The organism is Massilia atriviolacea (assembly GCF_003953935.1).
Taxonomy (GTDB): domain Bacteria; phylum Pseudomonadota; class Gammaproteobacteria; order Burkholderiales; family Burkholderiaceae_D; genus Telluria_A; species Telluria_A atriviolacea.
This window is the reverse complement of the sequence record NZ_RXLQ01000004.1, coordinates 339,090-363,563: the sequence shown is the minus strand read 5'-3', so window position 1 is coordinate 363,563 and position 24,474 is coordinate 339,090. Positions and strand designations below refer to the sequence as shown.

23 protein-coding genes are annotated in these 24,474 nt (G+C 67.0%); 14 read left to right on the top strand and 9 right to left on the bottom strand.

Annotated features, from left to right (window positions below; translation table 11 throughout):
• Positions 1-144: 144 nt before the first annotated feature.
• From kdpF to EJB06_RS09595, 8 genes are all read left to right on the top strand, one after another.
• Positions 145-231 carry a K(+)-transporting ATPase subunit F gene (gene kdpF / locus EJB06_RS33085; protein ID WP_126073974.1) on the top strand — a complete coding sequence of 29 codons (87 nt, stop codon included), beginning with the start codon at positions 145-147 and terminating at the stop codon, positions 229-231.
• On the top strand, positions 231-1,982 hold the full coding sequence (gene kdpA / locus EJB06_RS09625; RefSeq protein ID WP_126073784.1) for a potassium-transporting ATPase subunit KdpA: 1,752 nt from the start codon (positions 231-233) through the stop codon (positions 1,980-1,982). Before kdpF ends, kdpA begins: the two co-directional genes overlap by 1 nt.
• Positions 1,983-2,001: 19 nt before the next feature.
• Positions 2,002-4,101 (top strand): potassium-transporting ATPase subunit KdpB, encoded by a 2,100-nt coding sequence (gene kdpB / locus EJB06_RS09620; protein WP_126073783.1) that lies wholly within the window; start codon positions 2,002-2,004, stop codon positions 4,099-4,101.
• Between the two features lie 12 nt (positions 4,102-4,113).
• Positions 4,114-4,686: a potassium-transporting ATPase subunit KdpC gene (gene kdpC / locus EJB06_RS09615; RefSeq protein WP_126073782.1), complete on the top strand. Its 573-nt coding sequence runs from the start codon at positions 4,114-4,116 to the stop codon at positions 4,684-4,686.
• A 92-nt stretch (positions 4,687-4,778) separates the two neighbouring features.
• The gene (locus EJB06_RS09610) at positions 4,779-7,481 is read left to right on the top strand and encodes a DUF4118 domain-containing protein (protein ID WP_126073781.1); all 2,703 of its coding nucleotides are present in this window, start codon (positions 4,779-4,781) and stop codon (positions 7,479-7,481) included.
• Entirely contained in the window at positions 7,474-8,172 is a 699-nt protein-coding gene (kdpE, locus tag EJB06_RS09605; protein ID WP_126073780.1) for a two-component system response regulator KdpE, read from the top strand. The genes EJB06_RS09610 and kdpE overlap by 8 nt, the downstream gene beginning before the upstream one ends.
• Position 8,173: 1 nt before the next feature.
• Positions 8,174-9,634, top strand: coding sequence for a sigma 54-interacting transcriptional regulator (locus EJB06_RS09600; RefSeq protein ID WP_126073779.1), 1,461 nt, complete (start codon positions 8,174-8,176; stop codon positions 9,632-9,634).
• A gap of 214 nt (positions 9,635-9,848) precedes the next feature.
• The gene (locus tag EJB06_RS09595; RefSeq protein WP_126073778.1) at positions 9,849-10,736 is read left to right on the top strand and encodes a LysR family transcriptional regulator; all 888 of its coding nucleotides are present in this window, start codon (positions 9,849-9,851) and stop codon (positions 10,734-10,736) included.
• Between the two features lie 3 nt (positions 10,737-10,739).
• On the opposite strand, the gene EJB06_RS09590 is transcribed toward EJB06_RS09595, so the two are convergent.
• The gene (locus tag EJB06_RS09590) at positions 10,740-11,141 is read right to left on the bottom strand and encodes a RidA family protein (RefSeq protein ID WP_126073777.1); all 402 of its coding nucleotides are present in this window, start codon (positions 11,139-11,141) and stop codon (positions 10,740-10,742) included.
• Positions 11,142-11,351: 210 nt separating this feature from the next.
• Here EJB06_RS09590 and EJB06_RS09585 point away from each other — a divergent pair, with 210 nt between their 5' ends.
• Together EJB06_RS09585 and EJB06_RS09580 are read left to right on the top strand one after the other, a co-directional pair.
• Positions 11,352-12,092 (top strand): response regulator, encoded by a 741-nt coding sequence (locus EJB06_RS09585; protein WP_126073776.1) that lies wholly within the window; start codon positions 11,352-11,354, stop codon positions 12,090-12,092.
• Positions 12,089-13,444 carry an ATP-binding protein gene (locus EJB06_RS09580; protein WP_126073775.1) on the top strand — a complete coding sequence of 452 codons (1,356 nt, stop codon included), beginning with the start codon at positions 12,089-12,091 and terminating at the stop codon, positions 13,442-13,444. The genes EJB06_RS09585 and EJB06_RS09580 overlap by 4 nt, the downstream gene beginning before the upstream one ends.
• Here the strand turns inward: EJB06_RS09580 and EJB06_RS09575 are convergent.
• The gene (locus tag EJB06_RS09575; protein ID WP_229426997.1) at positions 13,423-14,493 is read right to left on the bottom strand and encodes a thioredoxin family protein; all 1,071 of its coding nucleotides are present in this window, start codon (positions 14,491-14,493) and stop codon (positions 13,423-13,425) included. The two genes, EJB06_RS09580 and EJB06_RS09575, sit on opposite strands and share 22 nt — an antisense overlap.
• A 20-nt stretch (positions 14,494-14,513) precedes the next feature.
• Positions 14,514-14,945, bottom strand: coding sequence for a cupin domain-containing protein (locus EJB06_RS09570; protein WP_229426996.1), 432 nt, complete (start codon positions 14,943-14,945; stop codon positions 14,514-14,516).
• 269 nt (positions 14,946-15,214) lie between these two features.
• Between EJB06_RS09570 and EJB06_RS09565 the strand changes: the two genes are divergently transcribed.
• Entirely contained in the window at positions 15,215-16,795 is a 1,581-nt protein-coding gene (locus EJB06_RS09565; RefSeq protein WP_164557881.1) for a methyl-accepting chemotaxis protein, read from the top strand.
• Here EJB06_RS09565 and EJB06_RS09560 read toward each other — a convergent pair.
• The 6 genes from EJB06_RS09560 to mscL all read right to left on the bottom strand — a co-directional run bounded on the left by EJB06_RS09560 (position 16,792) and on the right by mscL (position 21,360).
• Positions 16,792-17,808 carry an Rpn family recombination-promoting nuclease/putative transposase gene (locus tag EJB06_RS09560; protein WP_126073772.1) on the bottom strand — a complete coding sequence of 339 codons (1,017 nt, stop codon included), beginning with the start codon at positions 17,806-17,808 and terminating at the stop codon, positions 16,792-16,794. The genes EJB06_RS09565 and EJB06_RS09560 overlap by 4 nt on opposite strands.
• Positions 17,809-17,891: 83 nt before the next feature.
• Positions 17,892-18,617, bottom strand: coding sequence for a substrate-binding periplasmic protein (locus EJB06_RS09555; protein WP_229426995.1), 726 nt, complete (start codon positions 18,615-18,617; stop codon positions 17,892-17,894).
• Positions 18,618-18,692: 75 nt separating this feature from the next.
• Entirely contained in the window at positions 18,693-19,022 is a 330-nt protein-coding gene (locus tag EJB06_RS09550; RefSeq protein WP_126073771.1) for a cupin domain-containing protein, read from the bottom strand.
• An 11-nt stretch (positions 19,023-19,033) separates the two neighbouring features.
• The gene (locus EJB06_RS09545) at positions 19,034-19,723 is read right to left on the bottom strand and encodes a DUF2461 domain-containing protein (protein WP_126073770.1); all 690 of its coding nucleotides are present in this window, start codon (positions 19,721-19,723) and stop codon (positions 19,034-19,036) included.
• A 56-nt stretch (positions 19,724-19,779) separates the two neighbouring features.
• Positions 19,780-20,928: a Do family serine endopeptidase gene (locus tag EJB06_RS09540; RefSeq protein ID WP_126073769.1), complete on the bottom strand. Its 1,149-nt coding sequence runs from the start codon at positions 20,926-20,928 to the stop codon at positions 19,780-19,782.
• Between the two features lie 12 nt (positions 20,929-20,940).
• Positions 20,941-21,360 carry a large conductance mechanosensitive channel protein MscL gene (mscL, locus tag EJB06_RS09535; RefSeq protein ID WP_126073768.1) on the bottom strand — a complete coding sequence of 140 codons (420 nt, stop codon included), beginning with the start codon at positions 21,358-21,360 and terminating at the stop codon, positions 20,941-20,943.
• Positions 21,361-21,652: 292 nt separating this feature from the next.
• On the opposite strand from mscL, the gene petA reads away from it, so the two are divergent.
• Genes petA through EJB06_RS09520 form a run of 3 tightly spaced genes read left to right on the top strand, consistent with a single transcriptional unit; the run spans position 21,653 to position 24,467 of the window.
• A complete protein-coding gene (petA, locus tag EJB06_RS09530; RefSeq protein ID WP_126073767.1) occupies positions 21,653-22,261 on the top strand; it encodes a ubiquinol-cytochrome c reductase iron-sulfur subunit in 609 nt (202 codons plus the stop codon).
• A gap of 2 nt (positions 22,262-22,263) precedes the next feature.
• Positions 22,264-23,676: a cytochrome b gene (locus tag EJB06_RS09525; RefSeq protein WP_126073766.1), complete on the top strand. Its 1,413-nt coding sequence runs from the start codon at positions 22,264-22,266 to the stop codon at positions 23,674-23,676.
• A 29-nt stretch (positions 23,677-23,705) separates the two neighbouring features.
• Positions 23,706-24,467 (top strand): cytochrome c1, encoded by a 762-nt coding sequence (locus EJB06_RS09520; protein ID WP_126073765.1) that lies wholly within the window; start codon positions 23,706-23,708, stop codon positions 24,465-24,467.
• The last annotated feature ends 7 nt before the right edge of the window (positions 24,468-24,474 follow it).

Below are 24,474 nucleotides of genomic sequence, written 5' to 3'. Positions count from 1 at the left end.
GGCGCTTGCCGATACGCTCATCAATAACAAAACCAATTCTGTCGAGGCTGATATGGACCTGATTTTCATCGGAGCGCTGCTGCTCTTTTTCGGCCTGTGCCGGGCCTTTGCGGCCGGCTGCGCCACACTGGGGGACAAGAAATAATGGAAGCCATTTACATAGGCGGTCTGGTGGCCGCCGGCCTGCTGGCCTACCTGCTCCATGCGCTGCTGAACGCGGAGGACCTGTGATGAGCATGCAATCGATGGCGCTGCTGGGCGCCTTCCTGGCCGTGCTGCTGGCGCTGGCCTGGCCGCTGGGGCGCCTGCTGGCCAGGGTCGGCGAGGGCGGCCCCGTTCCGGGCTTCGGCTGGCTGGCGCCGCTCGAGCGGCTGTTGTACCGCGCCGGCGGCGTGGCGCCGGATACCGGCATGGGCTGGAAATCGTACGCGACCGCGCTGCTGGTGTTCAACGGCCTCGGCGCGCTGTTCGTGTACGGCGTGCAGCGCCTGCAAGCTTTCCTGCCGCTCAATCCGCAGGCGCTGGGGAACGTCAGCCCCGATTCCTCGTTCAACACCGCTGTCAGCTTCGTCGCCAACACCAACTGGCAGGGCTACGGCGGCGAGCAGACCATGAGCTACCTGACCCAGATGGTGGCGCTGAGCGGCCAGAACTTCTTTTCGGCCGCCACCGGGATCGCGGTCGCCTTTGCGCTGATCCGCGGCTTCAGTGCGCGCTCGGCCGCGTCGATCGGTAACTTCTGGGCCGACCTCACCCGCTCCACCCTGTACGTGCTGCTGCCGCTGTCGCTGGTCTTCGCGGTGTTCCTGATGGGGCAGGGCGTGGTCCAGAACTTCAACAGCTACCAGGAAGTGCAGCTGATCGAGCCGGTGGCGTATGCGGCGCCGGAGGCCAAGGTCGCCGCCACCCAGACCATCGCCATGGGGCCGGTCGCCTCGCAGGAAGCCATCAAGCTGATCGGCACCAACGGCGGCGGCTTCTTCAACGCCAATTCGGCCCACCCGTACGAGAACCCGAGCGCGCTGTCGAACTTTGCGCAGATGCTGGCGATCTTCCTGATTCCCGCCGCGCTGTGCTTCGCCTTCGGCCGCATGGTCGGCGATACGCGCCAGGGCTGGGCCATCCTCGGGGCCATGAGCCTGATGTTCGTGGTCGCCGCCGGCGTGGTGATGAATGCCGAACAGGCCGTGCATCCGCAACTGGCGGCGCTGGGCGTGGACCAGGGCGCAAGCAGCCTGCAGGCGGGCGGCAATATGGAAGGCAAGGAGGCGCGCTTCGGCATCGCCGCCTCGTCGCTGTTCGCCGCCGTCACCACCGCCGCCTCCTGCGGCGCGGTCAACGCCATGCACGACTCGTTTACGCCCATCGGCGGCATGCTGCCGATGCTGCTGATGCAGCTGGGCGAAGTGGTGTTCGGCGGGGTCGGTTCGGGCCTGTACGGGATGCTGGTGTTCGCCATCATGGCGGTCTTCATCGCCGGCCTGATGATCGGCCGCACGCCGGAATACCTGGGCAAGAAGATCCAGGCCCACGAAATGAAAATGACCTCGATCGCCATCCTGGTCACCCCGCTGCTGGTCCTGGGCGGCACCGCGCTGGCGGTGATGCTCGATGCCGGCCGCGCCGGCATCGCCAACCCCGGCGCGCACGGCTTCTCGGAGATCCTGTACGCCTTCAGTTCGGCCGCCAACAACAACGGCAGCGCTTTCGCGGGCCTGTCGGCCAATACGCCCTTCTACAACACCATGCTGGCCATCGCCATGTGGTTCGGGCGCTTTGCCGTGATCGTGCCGGTGCTGGCGATCGCCGGCGCGCTGGCCGCCAAGCCGCGCCTGAAAGAGAACGCCGGCACCATGCCCACCCACGGCCCGGTCTTCATCGGCCTGCTGGTCGGCGTGGTGATGCTGGTCGGCGTGCTCAATTACGTCCCGGCGCTGGCGCTCGGTCCCGTTGTCGAGCATTTGCAGCTCTATACCAAATAACTTCACGTCGGAGCATATGATGTCGCAAGCACTCCCGCTGCCCCCGGCAGCGACCACCCGCAAGACGCTCACGCTGTTCGATCCGGCGCTGGTCAAGCCGGCCATCCTCGACGCCGTCATGAAGCTGGGACCGCGCACGCAACTGCGCAGCCCCGTCATGTTCGTCGTCTACGTCGGCAGCATCCTCACCACCTTGATGTACTTCCAGGCCGTCGCCGGCAAGGGCGACGCCGACAGCGGCTTTATCCTGGCGATCAGCATCTGGCTGTGGTTCACCGTGCTGTTCGCGAACTTCGCCGAAGCGCTGGCCGAAGGTCGCAGCAAGGCGCAGGCCGCGTCCCTGCGCGGTCTCAAGCAGACCGTCAGCGCCAAGCAGCTGGCCACGCCCAAGTACGGCACCACCTGGCTGCCGATTCCCGGCGCCGATCTGCGCAAGGGCAATACCATCCTGGTCGAAGCGGGCGATGTGATTCCCATCGACGGCGAGGTGATCGAAGGCGTGGCCTCGGTCGACGAAAGCGCCATCACCGGCGAATCGGCGCCGGTCATCCGCGAGTCGGGCGGCGACTTTTCGGCCGTCACCGGCGGCACCCGCGTGCTGTCGGACTGGCTGGTGGTGCGCGTGTCGGTCAATCCCGGCGAGACCTTTTTGGACCGCATGATCTCGATGGTCGAAGGCGCCAAGCGCCAGAAGACGCCCAACGAGATCGCGCTGACCATCCTGCTGGTGGCGCTGAGCATCGTGTTCCTGGTCGTCACAGTGACCCTGCTGCCGTTCTCGCTGTTCGGCGTGGCGGCCGCCGGCGCCGGCAAGCCGGTCGGCGTGACGGTGCTGATCGCCCTGCTGGTGTGCCTGATCCCGACCACCATCGGCGCGCTGCTGTCGTCGATCGGCGTGGCCGGCATGAGCCGCATGATGGGCGCGAACGTCATCGCCACCTCGGGCCGCGCGGTGGAAGCGGCGGGCGACGTCGACGTGCTGATGCTGGATAAAACCGGCACCATCACCCTCGGCAACCGCCAGGCCGCCGGCTTCTTTCCGGCGCCCGGCGTCGCCGAGCAGGAACTGGCCGACGTCGCGCAACTGGCCTCGCTGGCCGACGAAACCCCGGAAGGGCGTTCGATCGTGGTGCTGGCCAAGCAGCGCTTCAATATCCGCGAGCGCGACATGGCCAGCCTGCAGGCCAGCTTCATTCCGTTCAGCGCCAACACGCGCATGAGCGGCGTCGATATCGGCGCGCGCCAGGTGCGCAAGGGCGCCGCCGATTCGGTGAAAAAGCACGTGGAGGCGCTCGGGATGCCATATCCGCTTGAACTGGCGCGCACGGTGGACGATGTGTCGCGCCGGGGCAGCACGCCGCTGGTGGTGGTCGACGACGGCCGCGTGATGGGCGTGGTGGAGCTCAAGGACATCGTCAAGGGCGGCATCCGCGAGCGCTTCGCGGAACTGCGGCGCATGGGCATCAAGACCGTGATGATCACCGGCGACAACAAGCTGACCGCCGCCGCGATCGCCGCCGAAGCGGGGGTGGACGACTTCCTGGCCGAGGCGACGCCCGAGGACAAGCTCAAACTGATTCGCAGCTACCAGGCCGAGGGGCGGCTGGTGGCGATGACCGGCGACGGCACCAACGACGCGCCGGCGCTGGCCCAGGCCGACGTGGCGGTGGCCATGAACTCGGGCACCCAGGCCGCCAAGGAAGCGGGCAATATGGTCGACCTGGATTCGAATCCGACCAAGCTGCTGGAGATCGTCGAAATCGGCAAGCAGATGCTGATGACGCGCGGCTCGCTCACCACCTTCTCGATCGCCAACGACATCGCCAAGTACTTCGCCATCATCCCGGCGGCCTTTGTCGGCACCTATCCGCAGCTGAAAAGCCTGGACGTGATGCGCCTGACCAGTCCCGATTCGGCCATCATGTCGGCGGTGATCTTCAATGCCCTGATCATCGTGGTGCTGATTCCGCTGGCGCTCAAGGGCGTGCGTTACCGGGCCATCGGCGCGGCGGCCCTGCTGCGCCGCAATATCTTCATTTACGGTGTGGGCGGCATCGTGCTGCCCTTCATCGGCATCAAACTGATCGACATGCTGCTGTCGGCGCTTCACCTGGTCTAGAAAGGACATCCCATGCAAACCACTTTTCGCCCCGCCATCATGCTGTTCGGCGCCCTGACCCTGGCCGTGGGCGTGCTCTATCCGCTGGCGGTGACCGGGATCGGGTATGTCGCCTTTCCCGACAAGGTGCGCGGCAGCCTGGTCACGCAGGGCGGCAAGACGGTCGGCTCCAGCCTGATCGGACAGTCGTTCACCTCGCCCGGCTATTTTTGGGGCCGGCCATCGGCCACCGCGCCGATGGCCAACAATGCGGCCGCCAGTTCGGGCTCGAACCAGGGGCCGCTCAATCCGGCGCTGGTCGACGCCGTCAAGGGCAGGGTGGCCGCGCTGCGGGCGCTCGACCCCGGCAACACGGCCTTGGTGCCGGTGGACCTGGTGACGGCATCGGCCAGCGGGCTCGATCCGGAGATCAGCCTGGCGGCGGCGCGCTACCAGGCGGGCCGGGTGGCGAGCGCGCGCAAGCTGCCGCGCGAGCGGGTCGAGGCGATCATCAAGGCTGCGGCCATCGAGCCGGTACTGGGCGTGTTCGGCGAGGCGCGCGTGAACGTGCTGGCGCTGAACCTGGCGCTCGACGCTGAACGTTGAGCCGTCGTTCCCGCCTGCGCGGGAACGACTGGGCTATTGGCGCTAATCGCGAAAGCTCGTCATACTCAGTCAAGTTCGTAACAAAGGTGGCAATGTCCTCAACCGATCCCCAACGCCCCGACCCCGACGCCCTGCTGGCCCAGGTCCAGACCGAGGAACGCAAGGCCGCGCGCGGCAAGCTGCGCATCTACTTCGGCGCCTCGGCCGGCGTCGGCAAGACCTGTGCCATGCTGGCCGCCGCGCGCAAGCTGCAGGCCGACGGCGTCGACGTGCTGGTCGGCGTGCTCGAAACCCACGGCCGCGCCGACACCGCCGCCCTGCTCGACGGCCTGCGCCGCCTCGCGCCGGGCACCCTGTCCCATCGCGGCAAGACGCTGCAGGAATTCGACCTCGATTCCGCCCTGGCCGCCGCCCCGGCGCTGATCCTGGTCGACGAACTGGCCCACTCCAACGCCCCCGGCTCGCGCCACCCCAAGCGCTGGCAGGACGTGGAGGAGCTGCTGGCGGCCGGCATCGACGTTTTCACCACCGTCAACGTGCAGCACCTGGACAGCCTGAACGACGTGGTCGGCGGCATCACCGGCGTGCGCGTGGCCGAAACCGTGCCCGACACCGTGTTCGACGGCGCCGACGAAGTGGTGCTGGTCGACCTGCCGGCCGACGAACTGCTGGCGCGCCTGCGCAGCGGCAAGGTATATCGGCCGGAACAGGCCGAACGCGCCGCCAAAAACTTTTTCCGCAAAGGGAACCTGATCGCGCTGCGCGAACTGGCCCTGCGCCGCACCGCCGACCGCGTCGAAGACGACGTGCGCGCCTACCGCATCGAGCAATCGATCGACACCGTCTGGAAGACCGGCGGCGCGCTGCTGGCCTGCGTGGGGCCGCGCGCGGACGCCGAGCACGTGGTGCGCAGCACCGCGCGCCTGGCCGGCCAGCTGGGCGCCGACTGGCACGCGGTGTATGTCGAAACCCCGGCCCTGCAGCGCATGCCGGCGCCGCGGCGCGAACTGACCCTGACCACCTTGCGCCTGGCGCAGGAACTTGGCGCGAGCACGGCGGTGCTGGCCGGGCGCGACATCGCCGACGCCATCGTCGACTACGCGCGCGACCACAATGTGTCGAAACTGGTGCTGGCGCGCGCGCATTCGTCATGGCCGTGGCGCCGGCCGCACCGGGCACGCATCGCCGGCCTGGCGCCGGACATCGACCTGATCGAAGTCGGCGGCGCCAAGCCGCGCGAAGCCGCGCCCGCCGCCGGCGCCAACACCGTCACCCTGGCGATCGACAGCGGCAAGCGGCGCGCCCAGGCCTACGCCTGGTCGGGCGCGGCCAGCCTGGCCGCCGCGCTGCTGCTCTCGCCGCTGGTCGGCTACGTCGACCTGGCCAACATCGCCATGCTGTTCCTGCTGGTGGTGCTGCTGGTGGCGGTGCGCTTCGGACGCGGGCCGTCGGTGCTGTGCACCTGCCTGTCGGTGGCCTGCTTTGATTTTTTCTTCGTCACGCCGCGCTTCGACTTCGCCGTCTCGGACCTGGAATACCTGATCACCTTCGTGGTCATGCTGGCGGTAGGCCTGATCACCGGCCACCTGACCGCCGGCCTGCGCTTCCAGGCGCGCGTGGCGGCGCACCGCGAGCGCCGCTCGCGCGCCCTGTACGAATTCGCGCGCGAGCTCTCCGGCGCGCTCCAGACCGAGCAGATCGTCGACACCACGCGCGACGCCATCGCCCGCACCTTCCGCGCCAGCGCCACCCTGCTGGTGCCCGACGCCGACGGCCGCCTGCAGGCGCCGCCAGGCGCCAGCGCCGACCTGGGCGTGGCCCAATGGGCTTTCGACCATGCGCAGAGCGCGGGCCTGGGCACCGGCACCCTGCCGGCCAGCGCCCTGTTCTACCTGCCGCTGGTGGCGCCCATGCGCACCCGCGGCGTGCTGGCCATCGCACCCGAACAGCAGCGCTGGATCCTGATCCCCGAGCAGCGCAAGCAGCTCGACACCTTCGCCGCGCTGGCCGCCATCGCGCTCGAACGGGTGCATTACATCGAGGTGGCGCAGGATGCGCTGGTCGACATGGAGTCCGAACGCCTGCGCAATTCCCTGCTGGCGGCGCTCTCGCACGACCTGCGCACGCCCCTCACGCTGCTGGTGGGCCTGTCCGAATCGCTGGCGTCCTCCAGCCCCGCGCTGGCCGCGCCCCAGCGCGAGATGGCCGGCATCCTGCACGACGAGGCGCTGCGCATGAGCGCCCTGGTCGCCAACCTGCTGGAGATGGCGCGCATCCAGAGCGGCCAGATCACCTTCAACATGCAGTGGCAGCCGCTCGAAGAAGTGGTCGGCAGCGCCTTGCGGGCCTGCGCCGCGCCCTTGCGCGGGCATGCGGTGCGCACCGAGCTGGCGCCCGGCCTGCCGCTGGTGCGCTTCGACGCGGTACTGATCGAGCGCGTCCTGTACAACCTGCTGGAGAACGCCGCCAAGTACACGCCGCCGGCGTCGACCATCGTGATCGCGGGTACGCGCCTGGGTAGCTCGCTCAGATTGAGCGTGAGCGACGATGGACCGGGCTTTCCCGCAGGCCGCGCCGATACCCTGTTCGAGAAGTTCGCGCGCGGCGAGCGCGAGTCGGCCAAACCGGGCGTGGGACTGGGGCTGGCGATCTGCCGCGCGATCATCGAGGCGCATGGCGGTAAAATCGAGGCTGGCGCGTCGCCGACCGGCGGCGCTTCGCTTGTCATTACCTTGCCGCTCGGGACCCCGCCGCCCGGCCCAGAACCAGAAAGCCTCGATTTGCCCGATGACTGATCCCGCTCCCACCGCCCTGCTGGTCGAAGACGAACCGCAGATCCGCCGCTTCGTGCGCGCCGCGCTCGAAGACGAGGGCTGGGTGGTGTTCGAAGCGGCCACCATGCAGCGCGGCCTGATCGACGCCGGCACCCGCACGCCGGACCTGGTGGTGCTCGACCTCGGCCTGCCCGACGGCGACGGCGTCGCCTTCATCGCCGACCTGCGCACCTGGTCCTCGGTGCCGGTGATCGTGCTGTCGGCGCGGGTGGGCGAGGCCGACAAGATCCGCGCGCTCGACGCCGGCGCCGACGATTACCTGACCAAGCCTTTCGGCGTGGGCGAGCTGCAGGCGCGCGTGCGCGCCACCCTGCGCCGCCAGCGCCAGCCCGGCGCCAGTCCGTCCGCGCTGGTGCGCTTCGGCGACGTTTGCGTCGACCTGCAGGCGCGCCGCATCACCAAGGCCGGCCGGCACGTGCACCTGACCCCGACCGAATTTCGCCTGCTGTCGGTGATCGTGGCCAATGCCGGACGCGTGGTGACCAATCCGCAGCTGCTGCGCGAGGTGTGGGGACCGTCGCACGCCGAGGACGGCCACTACCTGCGCATCTACATGGGCCACCTGCGCCACAAGCTGGAAGACGACCCGGCCCAGCCGCGCCACCTGCTCACCGAAACCGGCGTCGGCTACCGCCTGCTGGCCCAGGACTGACATGCAGGCGCCGTTTTCCCTGCTCGATGCCGAAAACACGCTGGCTTCGCCGGTGCCCGTGCCGGCCGGGCGCGCCACGCAGATGCTGGCGCTGACCATCCTGTGGCATCCGGATGCGCGGCGCATCGGCGAGCAGTACATCGCTACCGCGCGCAGCGCCGACATCGACGTGAACCGCTTCGCGCCCCTGTTCGGCGCCCCCGGCGGCCGCTGCGCGCCGCTCGACCAGCGCCGTGTCGCGCGCGATTCGCTGCGCCTGCGCCGCCATCGCGACGATGGCGTCAGCCTGCTGCTGCCGCAAAGCCGCATGCGGGTGGAACTGAACGGCGCCATGCTGGCCGCGCCGGAGACGCGCTGCACGCCGGAACAGGTGGACGCCGGCCTGGTGATCGGCCTGGGCGGCGTGGTGCTGCTGTGCGTGCACTGGATGGACCGCCTGCCGCAGGACAGCGCGATCGCTTCCGTGCGCGGGGTGAGCGCGGCGGCGATACGTGTGCGTGAACTGATCCGGCAGGTGGCCGCGACCGACCTGCCGGTGCTGCTGCTCGGTGAAGCCGGCAGCGGCAAGGAACTGGCCGCGCGCGCGATCCACCAGGCCAGCGCGCGCTGCCGCGAGCCGATGGTGACGGTGAACATGGCGACCGTCGGCGCGTCGCTGGCCGAGGCCGAGCTGTTCGGCGCCGGCACCGGCGCCTTCGCGCAGGCGGGCGAGGGCAGCGTCTTCCTCGACAAGATCGGCAAGGCGCCGCAGCCGGTGCAGGCCATGCTGCGTCGCGTGCTGCAAACGCGCGAGTACCGCCCGCCCGGCGCGCGCACCAAGGAGGCGGCGCGGGCGCGCCTGATCGGCGCCAGCGACGACGACCTGCACGACGCCAGCTTCAACCAGGCCTTGCTGCGCCGCCTGGAAGCGCTGGTGGTGCAGCTGCCGCCCCTGCGCGCGCGGCGCTGCGATATCGGCGTGCTGGCGCTGCACTTCATGCAGGCCTGGAGCGCGCGCACCGGCGGCGCGCCGGAGCTGCCGCTCGCCTTCATCAGCCAGTTGTGCGTCTACGACTGGCCCGGCAATGTGCGCCAGCTCGGCAGCGTGGTGCAGCGCGCCCTGAGCGTCGCGCAGGCCGGCGAGGCGCCCGACTTCGGGACGCTGGTGCCGGGCGTGGCGGGCCGGCCGGCGCGCACCCGGCCGGGAAAACTGGGCGCGCAGGCGGTGCTCGACGCGCTGGAGGCGAACGGTTGGCTGATCCGCAATGCGGCGCTGGCGCTGGGCGTGTCGCGTCCCTCGATGTACAAGCTGATGGAGGCGCATCCGGCGATCCGCCAGATCGGCCAGATTGCGCCGGCCGAGATCGACGCGGCGCTGGCGGCCCATGGCGGCGACGCCGGACGCTGCGCGGCCGCGCTCAAGACCCCGAGCGAAGCGCTGCGCCGTTATCTGCGCGGGCGCATGGCCGGGAAAGTGTCATGAAGCGGACCTGCCGGCCCTGTACCGCAACGGCGGCATGGACAGATGGACAAGGAGAACTGGCGCCTGTGGTCGCTGGACGAGATTATCGAGCAAAACATCGAGCGCTCCGGCTTCGGCGTATAAAGGCGCACTTTTGCGCGCATGGTGCAGAGCTATGTACAATCGAAGCCGGTCTTTTTTGAACGGGTGAACGGCAGTGGATCAATTGTTGGCAATGCGCGCCTTTGTCCGGGTGGTGGAGACCGGTTCCTTCAGCCGGAGCGCCGACCAGCTGGCGCTGCCGCGTTCGACAGTCAGCAAGCTGGTCACCGACCTCGAACAGCATCTCGGCATCAAGCTGATGCAGCGCACCACGCGCGCCGTCGCCGCCACGGCGGACGGGCTGGAATACTACCGTCACGCGCTGCGGCTGGTCGGCGAAGTGGACGATATCGACAACGCCGCGCGCGGCAAGACGCTCAAGCCCGTCGGGCACCTGCGCATCGATGCGCCGGCCTCGTTCGCCAACTGCCTGCTGATTCCGGCGCTGCCCGATTTTCACCGCGCCTGTCCGGATGTCACAGTCGCCCTGGGTATCGGCGACCGCCCTGTGAATATCGTGGGCGAGGGCGTCGACTGCGTGATCCGCGCCGGCCGCATCGACGACATGAGCATGATCGGCCGCAAGCTGGCCGACCTGGCCTACGTCACCTGCGCCGCGCCGGCCTATCTGGCGCGCATGGGCACGCCGTCGACACCGCACGAACTGGAGGCCGGGCATGTGCAGGCGGCCTACTTTTTCGCCGCCGGCGGCAAGCCCGAACCCCTGGTTTTCGAGCGCGGCGGCGAGCGCGTCGAGATGCAGCGCAGCGTGTTTTCGACCAACGACGGCAATGGCCTCAAGGAGATGCTGGTCGCCGGCCTGGGCGTGGGCCAGCACTTCCGCCGCATCGTGCAGCCCTATCTCGATGCGGGCCAGCTGGTGCCCCTGCTGGAAGACTGGTCGCGGCCCGCTTTTCCCCTGCATGTGATCTATCCGCCCAACCGGCACCAGAGCGCCAGGCTGAAAGTGTTTATCGATTGGGTGATGCAGACCTTCGGCGACGCGCCTGGCGCGCCGTAGCTGTCAGGGAAGGACGGCGCTGACGCGGATCTCCACCCGCATCGCCGGGTCGCCCAGCGCGGCCACGCCGAGCGAGGTCCAGATCGGCGCGTGGCCCGGCATGTAGTGGCGGAACAGCTTGACCATGGTCTCGTTTACGCCCGGCGGATAGCCGCCCACGTGATACGAATTGACGTGCACCACATGCTCCCAGCAGGCGCCGGCCGCCGCCAGGGTGCGGCTGAGGTTATCGAAGGCTTGCGCGATTTCGTCTTCCAGCAGGGCGGGAAACTGCCAGTCGTCGCTCCAGCCGCCCTGGCCCGAGGTCTCGATGCGCTTGCCGATCCTGAGCGCCTGCGAGTAATGCATACTGGCCAGCTGGCGCTCGCCGTAACCGGGGGTGACGAAAAATTCGGGCTTGTTCATGGTGTTCCTCATGGTGTTCCTTTAGGCAGTGGATGAATGGCGGGATTCATCATATTGGAATCGAACCACGAACAACATACGCGTTTCTTGCCATTACTATCCATAGTCATGGACAATCCGGCTGGCTTAGAAAGTTTCTGCTAAGCTAAATCAATGAGTTGTTTTTGGGGCAAGGTTTGCCCTGTCCACCGTCAGCAGAGGAGATTTACCGTGGCAGAGATCGATCATGTACTGATCGTGGATGACGACCGCGACATTCGTGAGCTGGTCGCGGCCTACCTCGAAAAACAGGGGCTGAGCTGCACCGCGGTGGCAGACGGCCGGGCGATGCGCTCGGCCCTGCAACGGGCCACGCCGGACGTCATCGTGCTCGACCTCATGCTGCCCGGCGACGACGGGCTGGCCCTGTGCCGCGAGATCCGCTCCGGCAAGCAGCGCGCCGTTCCGATCCTGATGCTCACCGCGCGCGACGATGAGACCGACCGCGTGGTCGGCCTGGAGCTGGGCGCCGACGACTACATGTCCAAGCCGTTCGCGGCGCGCGAGCTGCTGGCGCGCATCCGCGCCGTGCTGCGCCGCACGCGCATGCTGCCGCCGAATATGCAGGCGAGCGAAACGGCGTCCCTGATCGGCTTCGGCGCGTGGCGGCTCGACGTGGTGGGGCGCCACCTGCTGGCCGAGGACGATGTCGCGGTCGCGCTCAGCAGCGCCGAATACCGGCTGCTGCGGGTCTTCCTCGACCATCCGCAGCGCGTGCTGACCCGCGATCAATTGCTGGAACTGACCCATGGCCACGATGCGCAGGCCTTCGACCGCTCGATCGACATCCTGGTCAGCCGCCTGCGCCAGCGCCTGCGCGACGACCCGCGCGAGCCGCGCTATATCAAGACGCTGCGCAGCGAAGGGTATGTGCTGTCCTGCCCCGTCACGCCACTGGCCGGCGCGGCGTGAAACGCATCGCCACGGTCCTGCGCACCCTGGCGCCGGCCAGCCTGTTCGCGCGCCTGTCCCTGATTCTGCTGGCGGGACTGGCCGCGGCCCAGTTCCTGTCGGCCACGCTGGCCATCGAAGAACGCAACGACGTGAACATGGGCGCGATGATCGATTACGTCGAAGTCGACCTGCGCACCGCCGTCGCCCTGCTGGACCGCTTGCCGCATGAGGAACGGGCGGCCTGGCTGCCGCGCCTCGAACGCGGCGGCTACCGCTTTGCGCTGGCCGCCGGCCAGGCCGGGCCGGCGCTCAGCGCGCCGCACTCGATGCGCCTGCTGGCCTCGGTCGCGCGCGCGCTCACGCCCGGCCATGCCTTCAGCGCGCACGCGGTCGACGGCCCTGTCGAACGCTTCCAGGTGCACCTGCGGCTGGCCGACGGGCAGCCGCTGACGGTCGACTTCCGCCCGCGGCGCGGGCTGCCGCTGTCGGAGCGCCTGCCCTACATGCTGGCGGGGCAGCTGGCCCTGCTGGCGCTGGCCTGCTGGCTGGCGGTGCGCCTCGCCATCAGACCCCTGCGCACCCTGGCCGACGCCGCCGACGCGCTCGGGCCCGACCTGCGCCCGGTGCGCATGCCCGAACAGGGCCCGTCGGAAGTGGTGGCGGCCGCGCGCGCCTTCAACGCCATGCAGCAGCGGATCGCCGCCTATGTCGACGAACGGCTGCGCATCCTGGCGGCCATCTCGCACGATTTGCAGACGCCGATCACGCGCATGCGCCTGCGCCTCGACCTGATGGACGAATCGCCGCAGCAGCAACGCCTGACCGACGACCTGCGCCATCTGGAAGACCTGGCGCGCCAGGGGATCGGCTATGCGCGCGCCATGCACGGCCAGCTGGAGCCGGCGCGCGCGATCGATCCCGGCGGCCTGCTCGACGCCATGGCGCTCGACTACCGCGACAGCGGCGCCGACGTGGCCTTCGACAGCCAGGGCGGCGCGCCGCTGGTCACGCGTCCGGGCGCCCTGCGCCGCGTCGTGACCAACCTGGTCGACAACGCCCTGAAGTACGCGGGCCAGGCGCACATCGAGATGGCGCGCGCGGCCGACGGCGGCGTCACGATCCGGGTGCTGGACAAGGGGCCGGGCATTCCGGAGGCGGCGCTGGAGCAGGTGTTCGAACCTTTCTACCGCCTGGAGGGCTCGCGCAACCGCGATACCGGCGGCACCGGCCTGGGTCTGGCCATCGCGCGCCAGCTGGCGCTCACGCTGGGCGGCGGCCTGACCCTGCACAATCGTCCGGAGGGCGGGCTGGAAGCGCGGCTGCTGCTGCGCCCCCTGGCGCCCGCCGCTCAGCTGAAGGTGAACGCGTAGACGTCGGCGCCGCTGTCGAGAAAACGGATCTCGACGCGCCGCTGCCCGACCGCACCCGACTGCCTGACCAGCTGGTACAGGCGGGTGGCCGTGACGACGCCGTTGCCGGCGGCGTCGATGTCGGCCCCGTGGTCGGCGCCCGGCGCGCGGCCGTCGATGCTGACCTGGATACGCACGCTGCGTCCGGCCTTGCCGGGTCCCATCACCAAATGCAGGTCGCGCGCGCGGAAGGTGTGCGCGATGGCGCTCTGCGCCAGGTCGGCCCTGGCCGATTCGGCGCTCACGGTCCAGCGTCCGGACAGGCCCCACTGGTTCAGGCCGAGCTGGTTCACCGAGTAGTGCTGCGGCACGTCGCTGCGCATCCTTTCGGGCGAGTTGAAGCCGGAAGCCTGGCGATAGCCGACGTAGGTTTCGGCCGACTCGCGTTCGCGCAGGTCGGGCGCCATCTGTTCCGCCGGCTTGGGCGGATCGACCAGCGTGGCGTCGACCGGCGCGCCGCGCGATTGCGCCAGCAGCGACTGCATCGCCCGTTCCAGCTTGTCGTAGCCGCCTTCGCCCACCTGGCGGTAGCGGATCTTGCCGTTGGCGTCGACCAGGTACCAGGCCGGCCAGGCATTGTTGCCCCAGGCTTGCCAGATGCGGTGCTCGCTGTCGACCGCCACCGGGAAATCGATCTTGAAGCGCTCGACCGCGGCGCTGACGTTGGTGAGGTCTTTTTCGAACCTGAACTCGGGCGAATGCACGCCGACCACCGTCAGGCCCTGGGCGCGGTATTTGTCGGCCCAGGCGCGCACGTAGGGCACTGTGCGGATGCAGTTGATGCAGGAGTAGGTCCAGAAATCGACCAGCACCACCTTGCCGCGCAACTGCGCCGGCGTCAGCGGCGCGCTGTTGAACCAGGTGGTGGCGCCGTCGAAACCGGGCATGGCCCCCTGGACCGGCAAGCTGCTGCCGTGCGCACTGGCGGCATTGCCGCCGGACGGCATCGACCAGGCGGCCACGCCGAGGATGGCGATGCAGCCGAGGGCGGCGATGGAATAGCGCTTCATGGCGGCTCCCTTGGTCAGGTTCATTTTTCGAGGACGACGATGGGTTTGTTCTTTTCGACCAGGTAGGTCGCCAGTTCGGCGGTGACGCCGGTCGAGACATTCCTGGCCGAGTGGGCGGCGCCGGCCGGAATGTACAGGGACTCGCCGGCCTGCAGGCGGAAGGTTTTGCCGTTCATGTCATATTCGATCGTGCCCGACAGGACGTAGGCGATTTCCACGCCCGGGTGGGAGTGCTTCGGGAACGAGGCGCCCGGGGCGAAATCGACGCGCACCTGGATCGCCTCGCGGTTGCCGTCGAAATCGTGGCGGACCGATTCGGTGCGGGCGATGCCCCTGGCGTCGAACTGTTGCGCGCCGGCGGCCGACGACAGCAGGCCGGCTGCCGCCATCAGCATGGCGCAGGCGGCGCGCCGGACCGGCGATGGACGGGTGGTGTTGTGCATGGCGTTCATGGGCTCTCTCCTGTGGGTTTGCCGGCGGCAGGCCGGGGTGGCCTGCTGCGTCGACGAGGACTCATTAGACCGTGTCGGTGTTTCTGTCCGATGTCGGGAATGCGCGCGAAAGCGCGCCGATCGTGTCCAACGCGGCAGTGGAAACAATCGGACACAAATCTCATTGGAATTCATGCCTTTTTGATCATGGTAATTTCTATCAAGTAATTACCCTGTCATAGTCCGCGTGCATCATCGCTCTGCAAATTCGCATTGAATGTGAGATGTCCATGAAGATTCCCCGTTTTTCCACCGGCATGCGCGTCGTCGGTTCGTTTTCCCTGGTCTTGCTGATCATGGCTTGCATGACCGGCGCTTCGCTGTGGCGCCAGCAGGCGGCCGAACAGGCAATGACGAGCCTGGTGGAGGTCCACCTGGCCAAGCAGCAGGCGCTGTCGGAGCAGCTGGCGACGGCGCGCCTGAACGGCGCGCGCACCTCGGCCATCGCGCGCAGCGACAGCCTCGAAGTCGCCGATTATTTCCAGGCCCAGCTCGATGCGGGCGAGACCGTGTTGCGGCAGACCGAACAGCGCCTGGCCGCCTTGTCCCCGACCATGGAAGAGCGCCAGTTGTGGCAGGCCGTGGTGCAGCGCAAGCAAGCCTATGCGGCGGTGCGCGCCGAGGTGTTCCGGCTCAAGGAAATCGGGCGCACCCAGGATGTCGCCACGCTGGCCGCCAGCACGCTCGAATCGACCTTCAACGCCTACGTGGCGGCGATGCAAGCGGCCGCGCAGCACCAGGGCGCGCAGTCGCAGGCGCTGGCGGCGGCCTCGGCGGTTCAGTTCCGCCACAGCCGCAACCTGCTGGTCGGGCTCGGGCTGGCCGCGCTGGCCGTCGCGGCGCTGCTGTCGTGGATGCTCACGCGCGGCATCGTGGCGCCCCTGAAACGCGCGGTGGGACTGGCGGCGCGGGTGGCGCAAGGCGATTTGCGCATGTCGATCGAACACGCGCGCGCCGACGAAATCGGCCAGCTGCTCACGGCCCTGAGCGACATGGCGGCGCGCCTGGCCAGCACCGTCGGCAATGTGCACGAGGGCGCGCTGGCGATCGACCTGGCCTCGCGTGCGATTGCCGAAGGCAACCTCGAATTATCGGGCCGCACCGAGCAGCAGGCGGCCGCGCTGGAAGAAACGGCCTCGTCGATGGAAACGCTGACCGAGGCCGTGCGCCAGAACAGCGCCAACGCGCGCCTGGCCAGGGAACTGGCGGAGTCGGCGTCGAGCGTGGCGCGCGAGGGCAGCCGGGTGGTGGCGGACGTGATGCACACGATGACGCACATCAACGACTTCGGCAAGAAGATCGCCGACATCACCAGCGTGATCGACGCCATCGCGTTCCAGACCAACATCCTGGCGCTCAACGCGGCGGTGGAGGCGGCGCGCGCGGGCGAGCAGGGCCGTGGCTTTGCGGTGGTGGCGGCCGAAGTGCGCAACCTGGCGCAGCGCTCGGCGGCGGCGGCGCGCGATATCCATACCTTGCTGGGCAATTCCTCGGCCAAGATCGTCAACGGCAGCGAACTGGCACAGGCGGCCGGCGCGACCATGGACGAGATCATGCTGCGGGTGCAGAAGGTGACCACCATCATGGCCGCCATCAGCACGGCCAGCAGCGACCAGGAACACAGCATCGGGCAGGTGAGCAGCGCCATCCGGGCGATGGATGGCGTGACCCAGCAGAACGCCAGCCTGGTGGACGAGGCGGCGGCGGCGTCCGGCGCAATGCGCGGCCAGGCGCGCGAACTGGCGCGCATGGTGGCGTATTTCCAGACCGGGCGGCAGGCCGGCGCAGCGCGCCCCTTGCTGATCGGCTAGGCGGATGCCGGCTCGTCGCCGAAGACGGCATCGAGCCCGGGCGCGTCGATGCCGCGTTCGAACCACTGTTCCAGTTGCGCCTGCGTCGCTGCGGCGATGCGCTGCGCCGCCGGCTCGGGCAGGTCGCCGAAGCGCTTGCGCAACAGTCTGCCCAGCATGCCGCGCAGTGCTGCGACATGACCCTCGGCCCGGCCCTGCGCCTGGCCGAGGGCCCGGCCTTCCGCCTTCCCTTGTTCGCTTCCCTTCTGAAAGCCGAGATCTTCGAATTCTTCGGCCCAGGTTTCAAATTGACGTCCCATGTCGCCGACCTCCTCCCCACTGTCCAAACTGAACGCTTCCGGATTGCCGCGCCGTGCCGCCAGGGCCTGCAGCCACACCTCGACCGAGCGCATCAGGCTGGCCTGTGGCGCGTCCTTGAACCAGGTAAGCAGCGCGGGCAAGACCTTGTATCTGACCTTGGGCGCGCTCGAAAGTTCCATCCGGATCAGCAGGGCCAGCAAGCTGGCATTCGCTTCCAGCGCCACCGGATCGAGGCGCTGCCGGTCGATCAGCACGTAGCGCTGGGATGGCTGGAACGGCAACAGCTCGGGCGGCGCGTCCACCAGGTCGGCCAGGTCGACGCAGGCGTTCCAGCGCGGCACGCCGTTGTAGAACACCAGCGGCAATACCGGCGGCAACATCAGCGACGGCGGCAAGGCATGCCGCTTGACCAGGTTCTGGCACAGCAGGCCGACGTAGTTCTGCATGCGCAGCGCCATCCAGCGGTCCATGCCGGACTGGAATTCGAGCAGGATGTACACATACAGGCATTGCCCGCCGATCCGCACGCGCCAGACGAGGTCGTTCTGGCGCGCGGCCAGGCCTTCGCTGACATAGGCCGGATCGACCGCTTCGAACGCCGACAGCGCAAGATCGTCGAACACGGTGAAGGGCGTCAGGGTCGTGAGCAGCTCGCGCACCAGTTCCGGGTGGGCGAACAGCGAACGGTAGGGGAGGTCGTGATGGACGGGCATGAGGCATTCTAGCCAGCGAAAACGCGCCAGCTTTGCGCTGCCTCAGTCGTGCGCGCCGCCGTCCTGCCGTTCGGGACGCGCTGTCACGGCAGGCGGCCGGCGAGCGCCGCGCCCTGTCTCTGCAGCCTCTCGATGGTCTTGTCCGCCGTCATCGCCTGCAGGGCCGCCGCCAGTCCCGGCACCAGCGCGGCGTGCTTCCTGTGCACGTAGTGGTAAACCGGGAACGAAGCCAGTGCCGGCGAGAGCACCTGCACATCGTCGATGCGCAGCGCGGCGGCGGCGGCCAGTCCCGCCAGGCGGTTGCCGACCACGATATCGGTGCGTCCCATGGTCAGCTTGCGGAAAGCCATGTCCATGGCCGGCACCGGCTCGGTCCGCATGCCCGCCGTGTTTTCCTTGACGATCTTGATGCCGCGCACGTAGCCGATCGTGAACGGCCGCAGGCTTTCCCAGCCGTTGACGACGAAGGAGGTCCCGCGCGTGAACACCACGATCTCGTAGGTCAGCAAGGGCACGGGAACGATGAGCAGGTTCGGATAGTCGCGTTCCATGCCGGCTTTTCGGTACAGTTCGCCGTCCATCCTGCCTTCGTTGGCCATCATCAGGGTGCGCTCGCCCGGCAAGGGGTGCACCACCAACTGCCGCCCGATGCGGCGGTAGGCTTCCGCCATCACCAGTTCGGCGATCCTGCTGGACGGATCGCTGCCGACCAGGGTGGAAATGTGGATCTCCTGCGCGGCGGAAACTGGCCCGGCGCGCTCCATGGCGCTCAGGGCAAGGGCGAGTGTCAACAGGCGGCGGCGGTCCACGGGGTTTCTCCGTAAGAATTGATGCAATACCCATACTAAGCCCTTCCCTGCCGCAGTCAAGCCCCCCCGGCAGCCCTAGCGCGTGAGCAGGATGGTCAGCAGCGCCACCGCGTCCTGATTCGCGCGCAGGCCGTGCGGCACGCCGCCGAGCAGGTACAGCATCTCGCCCGGACGCAGCAGCACGCTCTTGCCGTGCGCATCGCAGACGATTTCGCCCTGCAGGCACAGCAGGGTAATTTCGCCATCCACCTTGTGCACCGGCATGTCGCGGTCCTTGGGCAGCACCAGCCGGATCAATTCCATATTGTCGGTCTTGGCCAGCGCCACCGAAGTGAAATGGGCGATGTCGTCGTCGCCCCGCTGGAGTGGAATCAGCTCGCCCGAGGCGGCATGTTGTAAGGCCATGATGGTTCCCTTTATGCTTCGGCGTCGATCGTCTCCACGCTGCGCAGCCACGTCACCAGCGCGAAGGCATCCTTGAATCCGCGCGCCAGGTCCGGCACCAGCTGGTCCGGCTGGTTCAGCTTGAGGTCGATCTCGGTCCAGACGAAAAAGCTCTTCAGCTTCAGGTAGTCGACATGCACATGCTGCGGATCGAAGCCCTTGGGCGGACGCTGCAGCTTGTCTTCGTCCAGCAAGTCGCCGTAGGTGGCGCGCAGTTGTTTATTCTTCAGCACTTTGGCAAATCCTGTCGCATCGTTGACGATGTGCTCGCGGATCGCCTTCAGGCGCGGCGGCGGCGGCAGGTATTCGCCTACCCCGAACTGCAGCTTGCCGTTGCCTTCGATCTGGAAATAATAGGTGGAGCCGCCGCCGGCGCTGGGCCGGCGCAAGTCCTTGGGCGTGATGCCGGCCGAAAAGCGCGTCTTGTAGGGGCGCTTGTCGTTGGCGAAGCGGATGTCGCGGTTGATGCGGAACATCGCCTTCTTGGGATTGCAGGCGGCCACCTGCCGGTCGAACTTGGTCAGTTCCTGGATCAATTCGGTCACGACGGCCAGGAATTCCTCGCGCAGGATGTCGTAGCGCGGTTTGTTCATGATGAACCAGGGACGGTTGTTATTTTCGCTTAATTCGTTGAGAAACTGCGTCAGGTCGCGCAAATGCATTATGGATCCAAAAAAGAGGGACGGCGGGTGAATGACTACCTGGGTAAATGACTACTTTACTGCGGACGCGGGCGCGTGCCGACGGTAACGTCGACCCTGGCCGGGCGATTCTTGCGCATCACGGTCATTGTAGCCTTGCCGCCCGGCGCAAGCTGCGCGATCAGATTGAGCGTGTCGTTGGTGCTGCCGGCCTCCTTGCCGTCGACCGCGAGCAGGATGTCGCCCGGACGCAAGCCGGCGCGGTCGGCCGGACCGTTGCGCACCACGCCGGCGATGATGGTGCCGCTCTGCCGCTCCAGGCCGAAGCTGTCGGCCAGCTCGGGCGTGATGTCCTGGGTTTCGATGCCGATCCAGCCGCGCACCACGGCGCCGTCGCGGATGATGGCGTCGAGCACGGCCTTGGCGGTGGTGACGGGAATCGCGAAGCCGATCCCGACCGAACCGCCGCTCTGCGAATAAATGGCCGAATTGATGCCGAGCAGGTTGCCGTTGGTATCGACCAGGGCCCCGCCCGAATTGCCGAAGTTGATGGCGGCGTCGGTCTGGATGAAGTTTTCGAACTGGTTGATGTGCAGATTGTTGCGCCCCAGCGCGGAGACGATCCCGAGGGTGACGGTCTGGCCCACCCCGAAGGGGTTGCCGATGGCCAGCACCACGTCGCCCACGCGCACGCTCTCGTCGTTGCCGAGCACGATGGCGGGCAGCCTGGGCACGTCGATGCGGATCACCGCCAGGTCGGTTTCCGGGTCGCTGCCGACCAGGCGCGCCGGCGCCTTGCGGCCGTCGGCCAGCACCACCTGGATCTGGTCGGCGCCTTCGATGACATGGTTATTCGTGAGGATGTAGCCGTCCGGGCTGACGATCACGCCCGAACCGAGGCTGGCTTGCTGCTCCTCGGGCGGCAGGCGGTCGCCGAAGAAGCGCCGGAAGAAGGGGTCGCGCATGAGCGGATGCTCGCGCCCGCGCTGCTTGCTGGTGAGGATGTTGACCACGGCCGGCATGGCGCGCCCGGCCGCCTCGCGGTAGCTGCCGGCCGCCGGCGCCGCACTTGGCGCTTGCAGCACCGACACGTTGCTGGCGACCTTGGCCGCTTCGACCCGGCTTGAGGGCCGCGCCAGCCAGTCGGGACGCAGGGCCGCGACCACGAAGTACAGCGCCAGGGCAACCGTCACCACTTGCGCAAACAACAACCAGCAGCGCCGCATTGCGCCCTCCACTTATTTTTTCAGGGAATCCCGGATCTCGCGCAGCAGCAGCACGTCTTCCGGGGTCGGCGCGGCCGCCACCGCAGGCGCTTCCTCGGCGCGGCGCAGCTTGTTCATCACGCGGATCATCTGGAAGATGATGAAGGCAAGAATGATGAAGTTGAGCAAAATCGTCAGGAAATTGCCGTAAGCGAGCACCGCGCCCGCCTTCTTGGCTTCGACCAGGGTCAGGTTCATGGCCTGGCCGTTCAGCGGAATGTAGTAATTGGCAAAATCGAGACCGCCGAACAGGCGGCCGATGGGCGGCATGATGATGTCTTGCACCAGTGAATCGACAATCTTGCCGAAAGCACCACCGATGATCACGCCAACGGCGAGGTCGACCACATTGCCCTTCATTGCGAACTGCCGGAACTCGCTCATCATCGTCATGTTTTGCCCCCAAAATTGTGAAATAACCACGCCGATCATACCTCACCGCTGTTAGAAACCAAACCGCGTCATCGGTTCCCCCCGCAGCGCCCTTGGGACCGCAGGGGCCGGAAAAGGGGGAATCGGGGCTTGCGGGCGCCCGATTCGTTTCAAAAAGGCGATGATTCGCTCTTGACAGGCGCGCGAGCAACATTTTTTCTTTAACTCGCCCCCCTCTTCCCTTATAATTTAAGGTTGCTAGAAGCTCTAAGTAGCTTTTTAAGATTTCGCATTTTGACTGATTGGGGTTGGTATGAGTAACGAAAAGCAGGTCGATCCGGGCCGACGCGTCATGCTCGCCGCTACGTGCGCGGCGGGTGGTGTTGTCGGTTTGGCCACGGCGGGAGCCTTGGTAAGCACATTCCAGCCGTCGGAGAAGGCAAAAGCCGCTGGCGCGCCGGTAGAAGTAGATATTACCGGCATGGCTGTCGGCGAAATGAAGACCGTGGAATGGCGCGGCAAGCCCGTATGGATTCTCAAGCGTTCGCCCGAAATGGTCGCTTCGCTGAAGAAGACCGACGGCGTGGTCGCCGATCCGAAGTCGGAGCGCACGCCTGACGCGCTCACGCCGGCCTACGCGCGCAACGAACACCGTTCGATCAAGCCGGAATACCTGGTCGCGGTCGGCATCTGTTCGCACCTCGGCTGCTCGCCAACCTCGAAGTTCGCGGAAGGCGCCCAGCCGAACCTGCCGGACGACTGGGCCGGCGGCTTCCTGTGCCCTTGCCACGGTTCGACCTTCGACCTGGCCGGCCGCGTGTTCAAGAACAAGCCGGCGCCGGACAACCTCGAAGTGCCGCGCCATATGTACTTGAGCGACAACAAGCTGATCATCGGTAAAGACGAGAAAGGCGAGGCGTAATCATGGCCGCTTTTAAAGAAACCAAGTTCCCCGCGAATGCGCCGGTGGCCGACAAGGCCCTGGGCTGGGTGGACGACCGCTTTCCGCTGTCCAAACTCTGGAACGACCAGTGGGGCCAGTACTACGCCCCGAAGAACTTCAATTTCTGGTACATCTTCGGCTCGCTCGCGATGCTGGTACTGGTATTGCAGATCGTCACCGGTATCTTCCTGACCATGCACTACAAGCCGGACGCCAACCTGGCCTTCGGTTCGGTCGAATACATCATGCGCGAAGTACCGTGGGGCTGGCTGGTGCGTTACATGCACTCGACCGGCGCTTCGGCCTTCTTCATCATCGTCTACCTGCACATGACGCGCGGGCTGCTGTACGGTTCCTACCGCAAGCCGCGCGAACTGATCTGGCTGTTCGGCTTTGCGATCTTCCTGTGCCTGATGGCCGAAGCCTTCTTCGGCTACCTGCTGCCATGGGGCCAGATGTCGTACTGGGGCGCCCAGGTGATCGTCAACCTGTTCGGTGCGATTCCTTTCATCGGCCCTGACCTGTCGCTGTGGATCCGCGGCGACTACGTGGTCTCCGACGCAACCCTGAACCGCTTCTTCGCCTTCCACGTGATCGCGATCCCGCTGGTTCTGCTCGGTCTCGTTGCAGCCCACCTGATCGCCCTGCACGAAGTCGGTTCGAACAATCCTGACGGTATCGAAGTCAAGGAAACCCTGGGCCCGGACGGCCATCCGCTCGATGCGATCCCGTCCCATCCCTACTACTCGGCGCACGATCTGTTCGGCGTATCGATCTTCCTGCTGATCTTCAGCGCGGTGGTGTTCTTCGCCCCGGAAATGGGCGGCTACTTCCTGGAGTACAACAACTTCATCCCGGCCGATTCGCTCAAGACCCCGGCGCACATCGCCCCGACCTGGTACTTCACGCCGTTCTACTCGGTGCTGCGCGCCACCACGGCCGACTTCATGTACGTGCTGATGGGTGCGATCGCCCTGTACGTGGCCTTCATCTGGGTCAAGACGCGCCTGCCTTTCCTGGTCAAGGTCGCCATCGCCGGTTTCGCGCTGCTGGTCATCGTCGGCATGCTGCCGCAGGTGCTGGATGCGAAATTCTGGGGTGTGGTGCTGTTCGGTTCGTCGGTGATGATCATCGCCGCCCTGCCGTGGCTGGACCAGTCGCCGGTCAAATCGATCCGCTACCGTCCTGACTGGCACAAATATGTGTACATGGTGTTCGGCATCTCCTTCGTGCTGCTCGGCTACCTCGGCACCCAGCTGCCGACCGCCGTGTTCACGATCATGTCGCAAGTGTGCACGCTGCTGTACTTCGGTTTCTTCATGTTGATGCCTTGGTGGAGCTCGATGGGCACCTTCAAGCCCGTGCCGAAACGTGTGACGTTCCATCCGCACTAATCGACGACATCACAGCAAAAGGACATTACATGAATTTTCCGAAAAAACTGATTGCGATCCTGGCATTGCTGCCGGGCCTGGCCCTGGCCAGCGGCGGCGGCCACCCACTGGACAAGGCGCCGGCGCGCCCGAGCCTGGCCTCGCTGCAAAACGGCGCCAAGCTGTTCGTCAACCATTGCCTGAACTGCCACTCGGCTTCCTCGATGCGCTACAACCGCCTGAAAGACCTGGGGCTGTCGGAAGAGCAGATCAAGGAAAACCTGCTGTTTACCGGTGAAAAAGTCGGCGCCATGATGACCACCGCGCTGCGTCCGGCGGACGCCAAGGAATGGTTCGGCGTGGTACCGCCCGACCTGTCCGTGATCGCCCGCGCCAAGGCTTCCTCGCACGGCACCGGCCCCGACTATCTGTACACCTACCTGCGCACCTTCTACAAGGACGATACCCGTCCGACCGGATGGAACAATATGGTGGTGGAAAACGTCGCCATGCCGCACGTGATGTGGAAGGAACAGGGTGTGCGCACCGTCAAGATGGATGAAGTCAAAGATCCGCATGATGCAAGCAAAACCGTGCACAAGTTCAATGGTTTCGTACAAGTTACGCCGGGCAGCATGACCCCGATCCAGTTCGACGAAGCGACGGCCGACCTGGTCGCCTACCTCGAGTGGATGGCCGAACCGGCAGCGGAAACCCGCAAGAGCCTGGGCGTCTGGGTTCTGTTCCTGATGTCGATCTTCGCCCTGTTCGCATGGCGCCTGAGCGCATCGTTCTGGAAAGAAGTCAAGTAAGACCGGC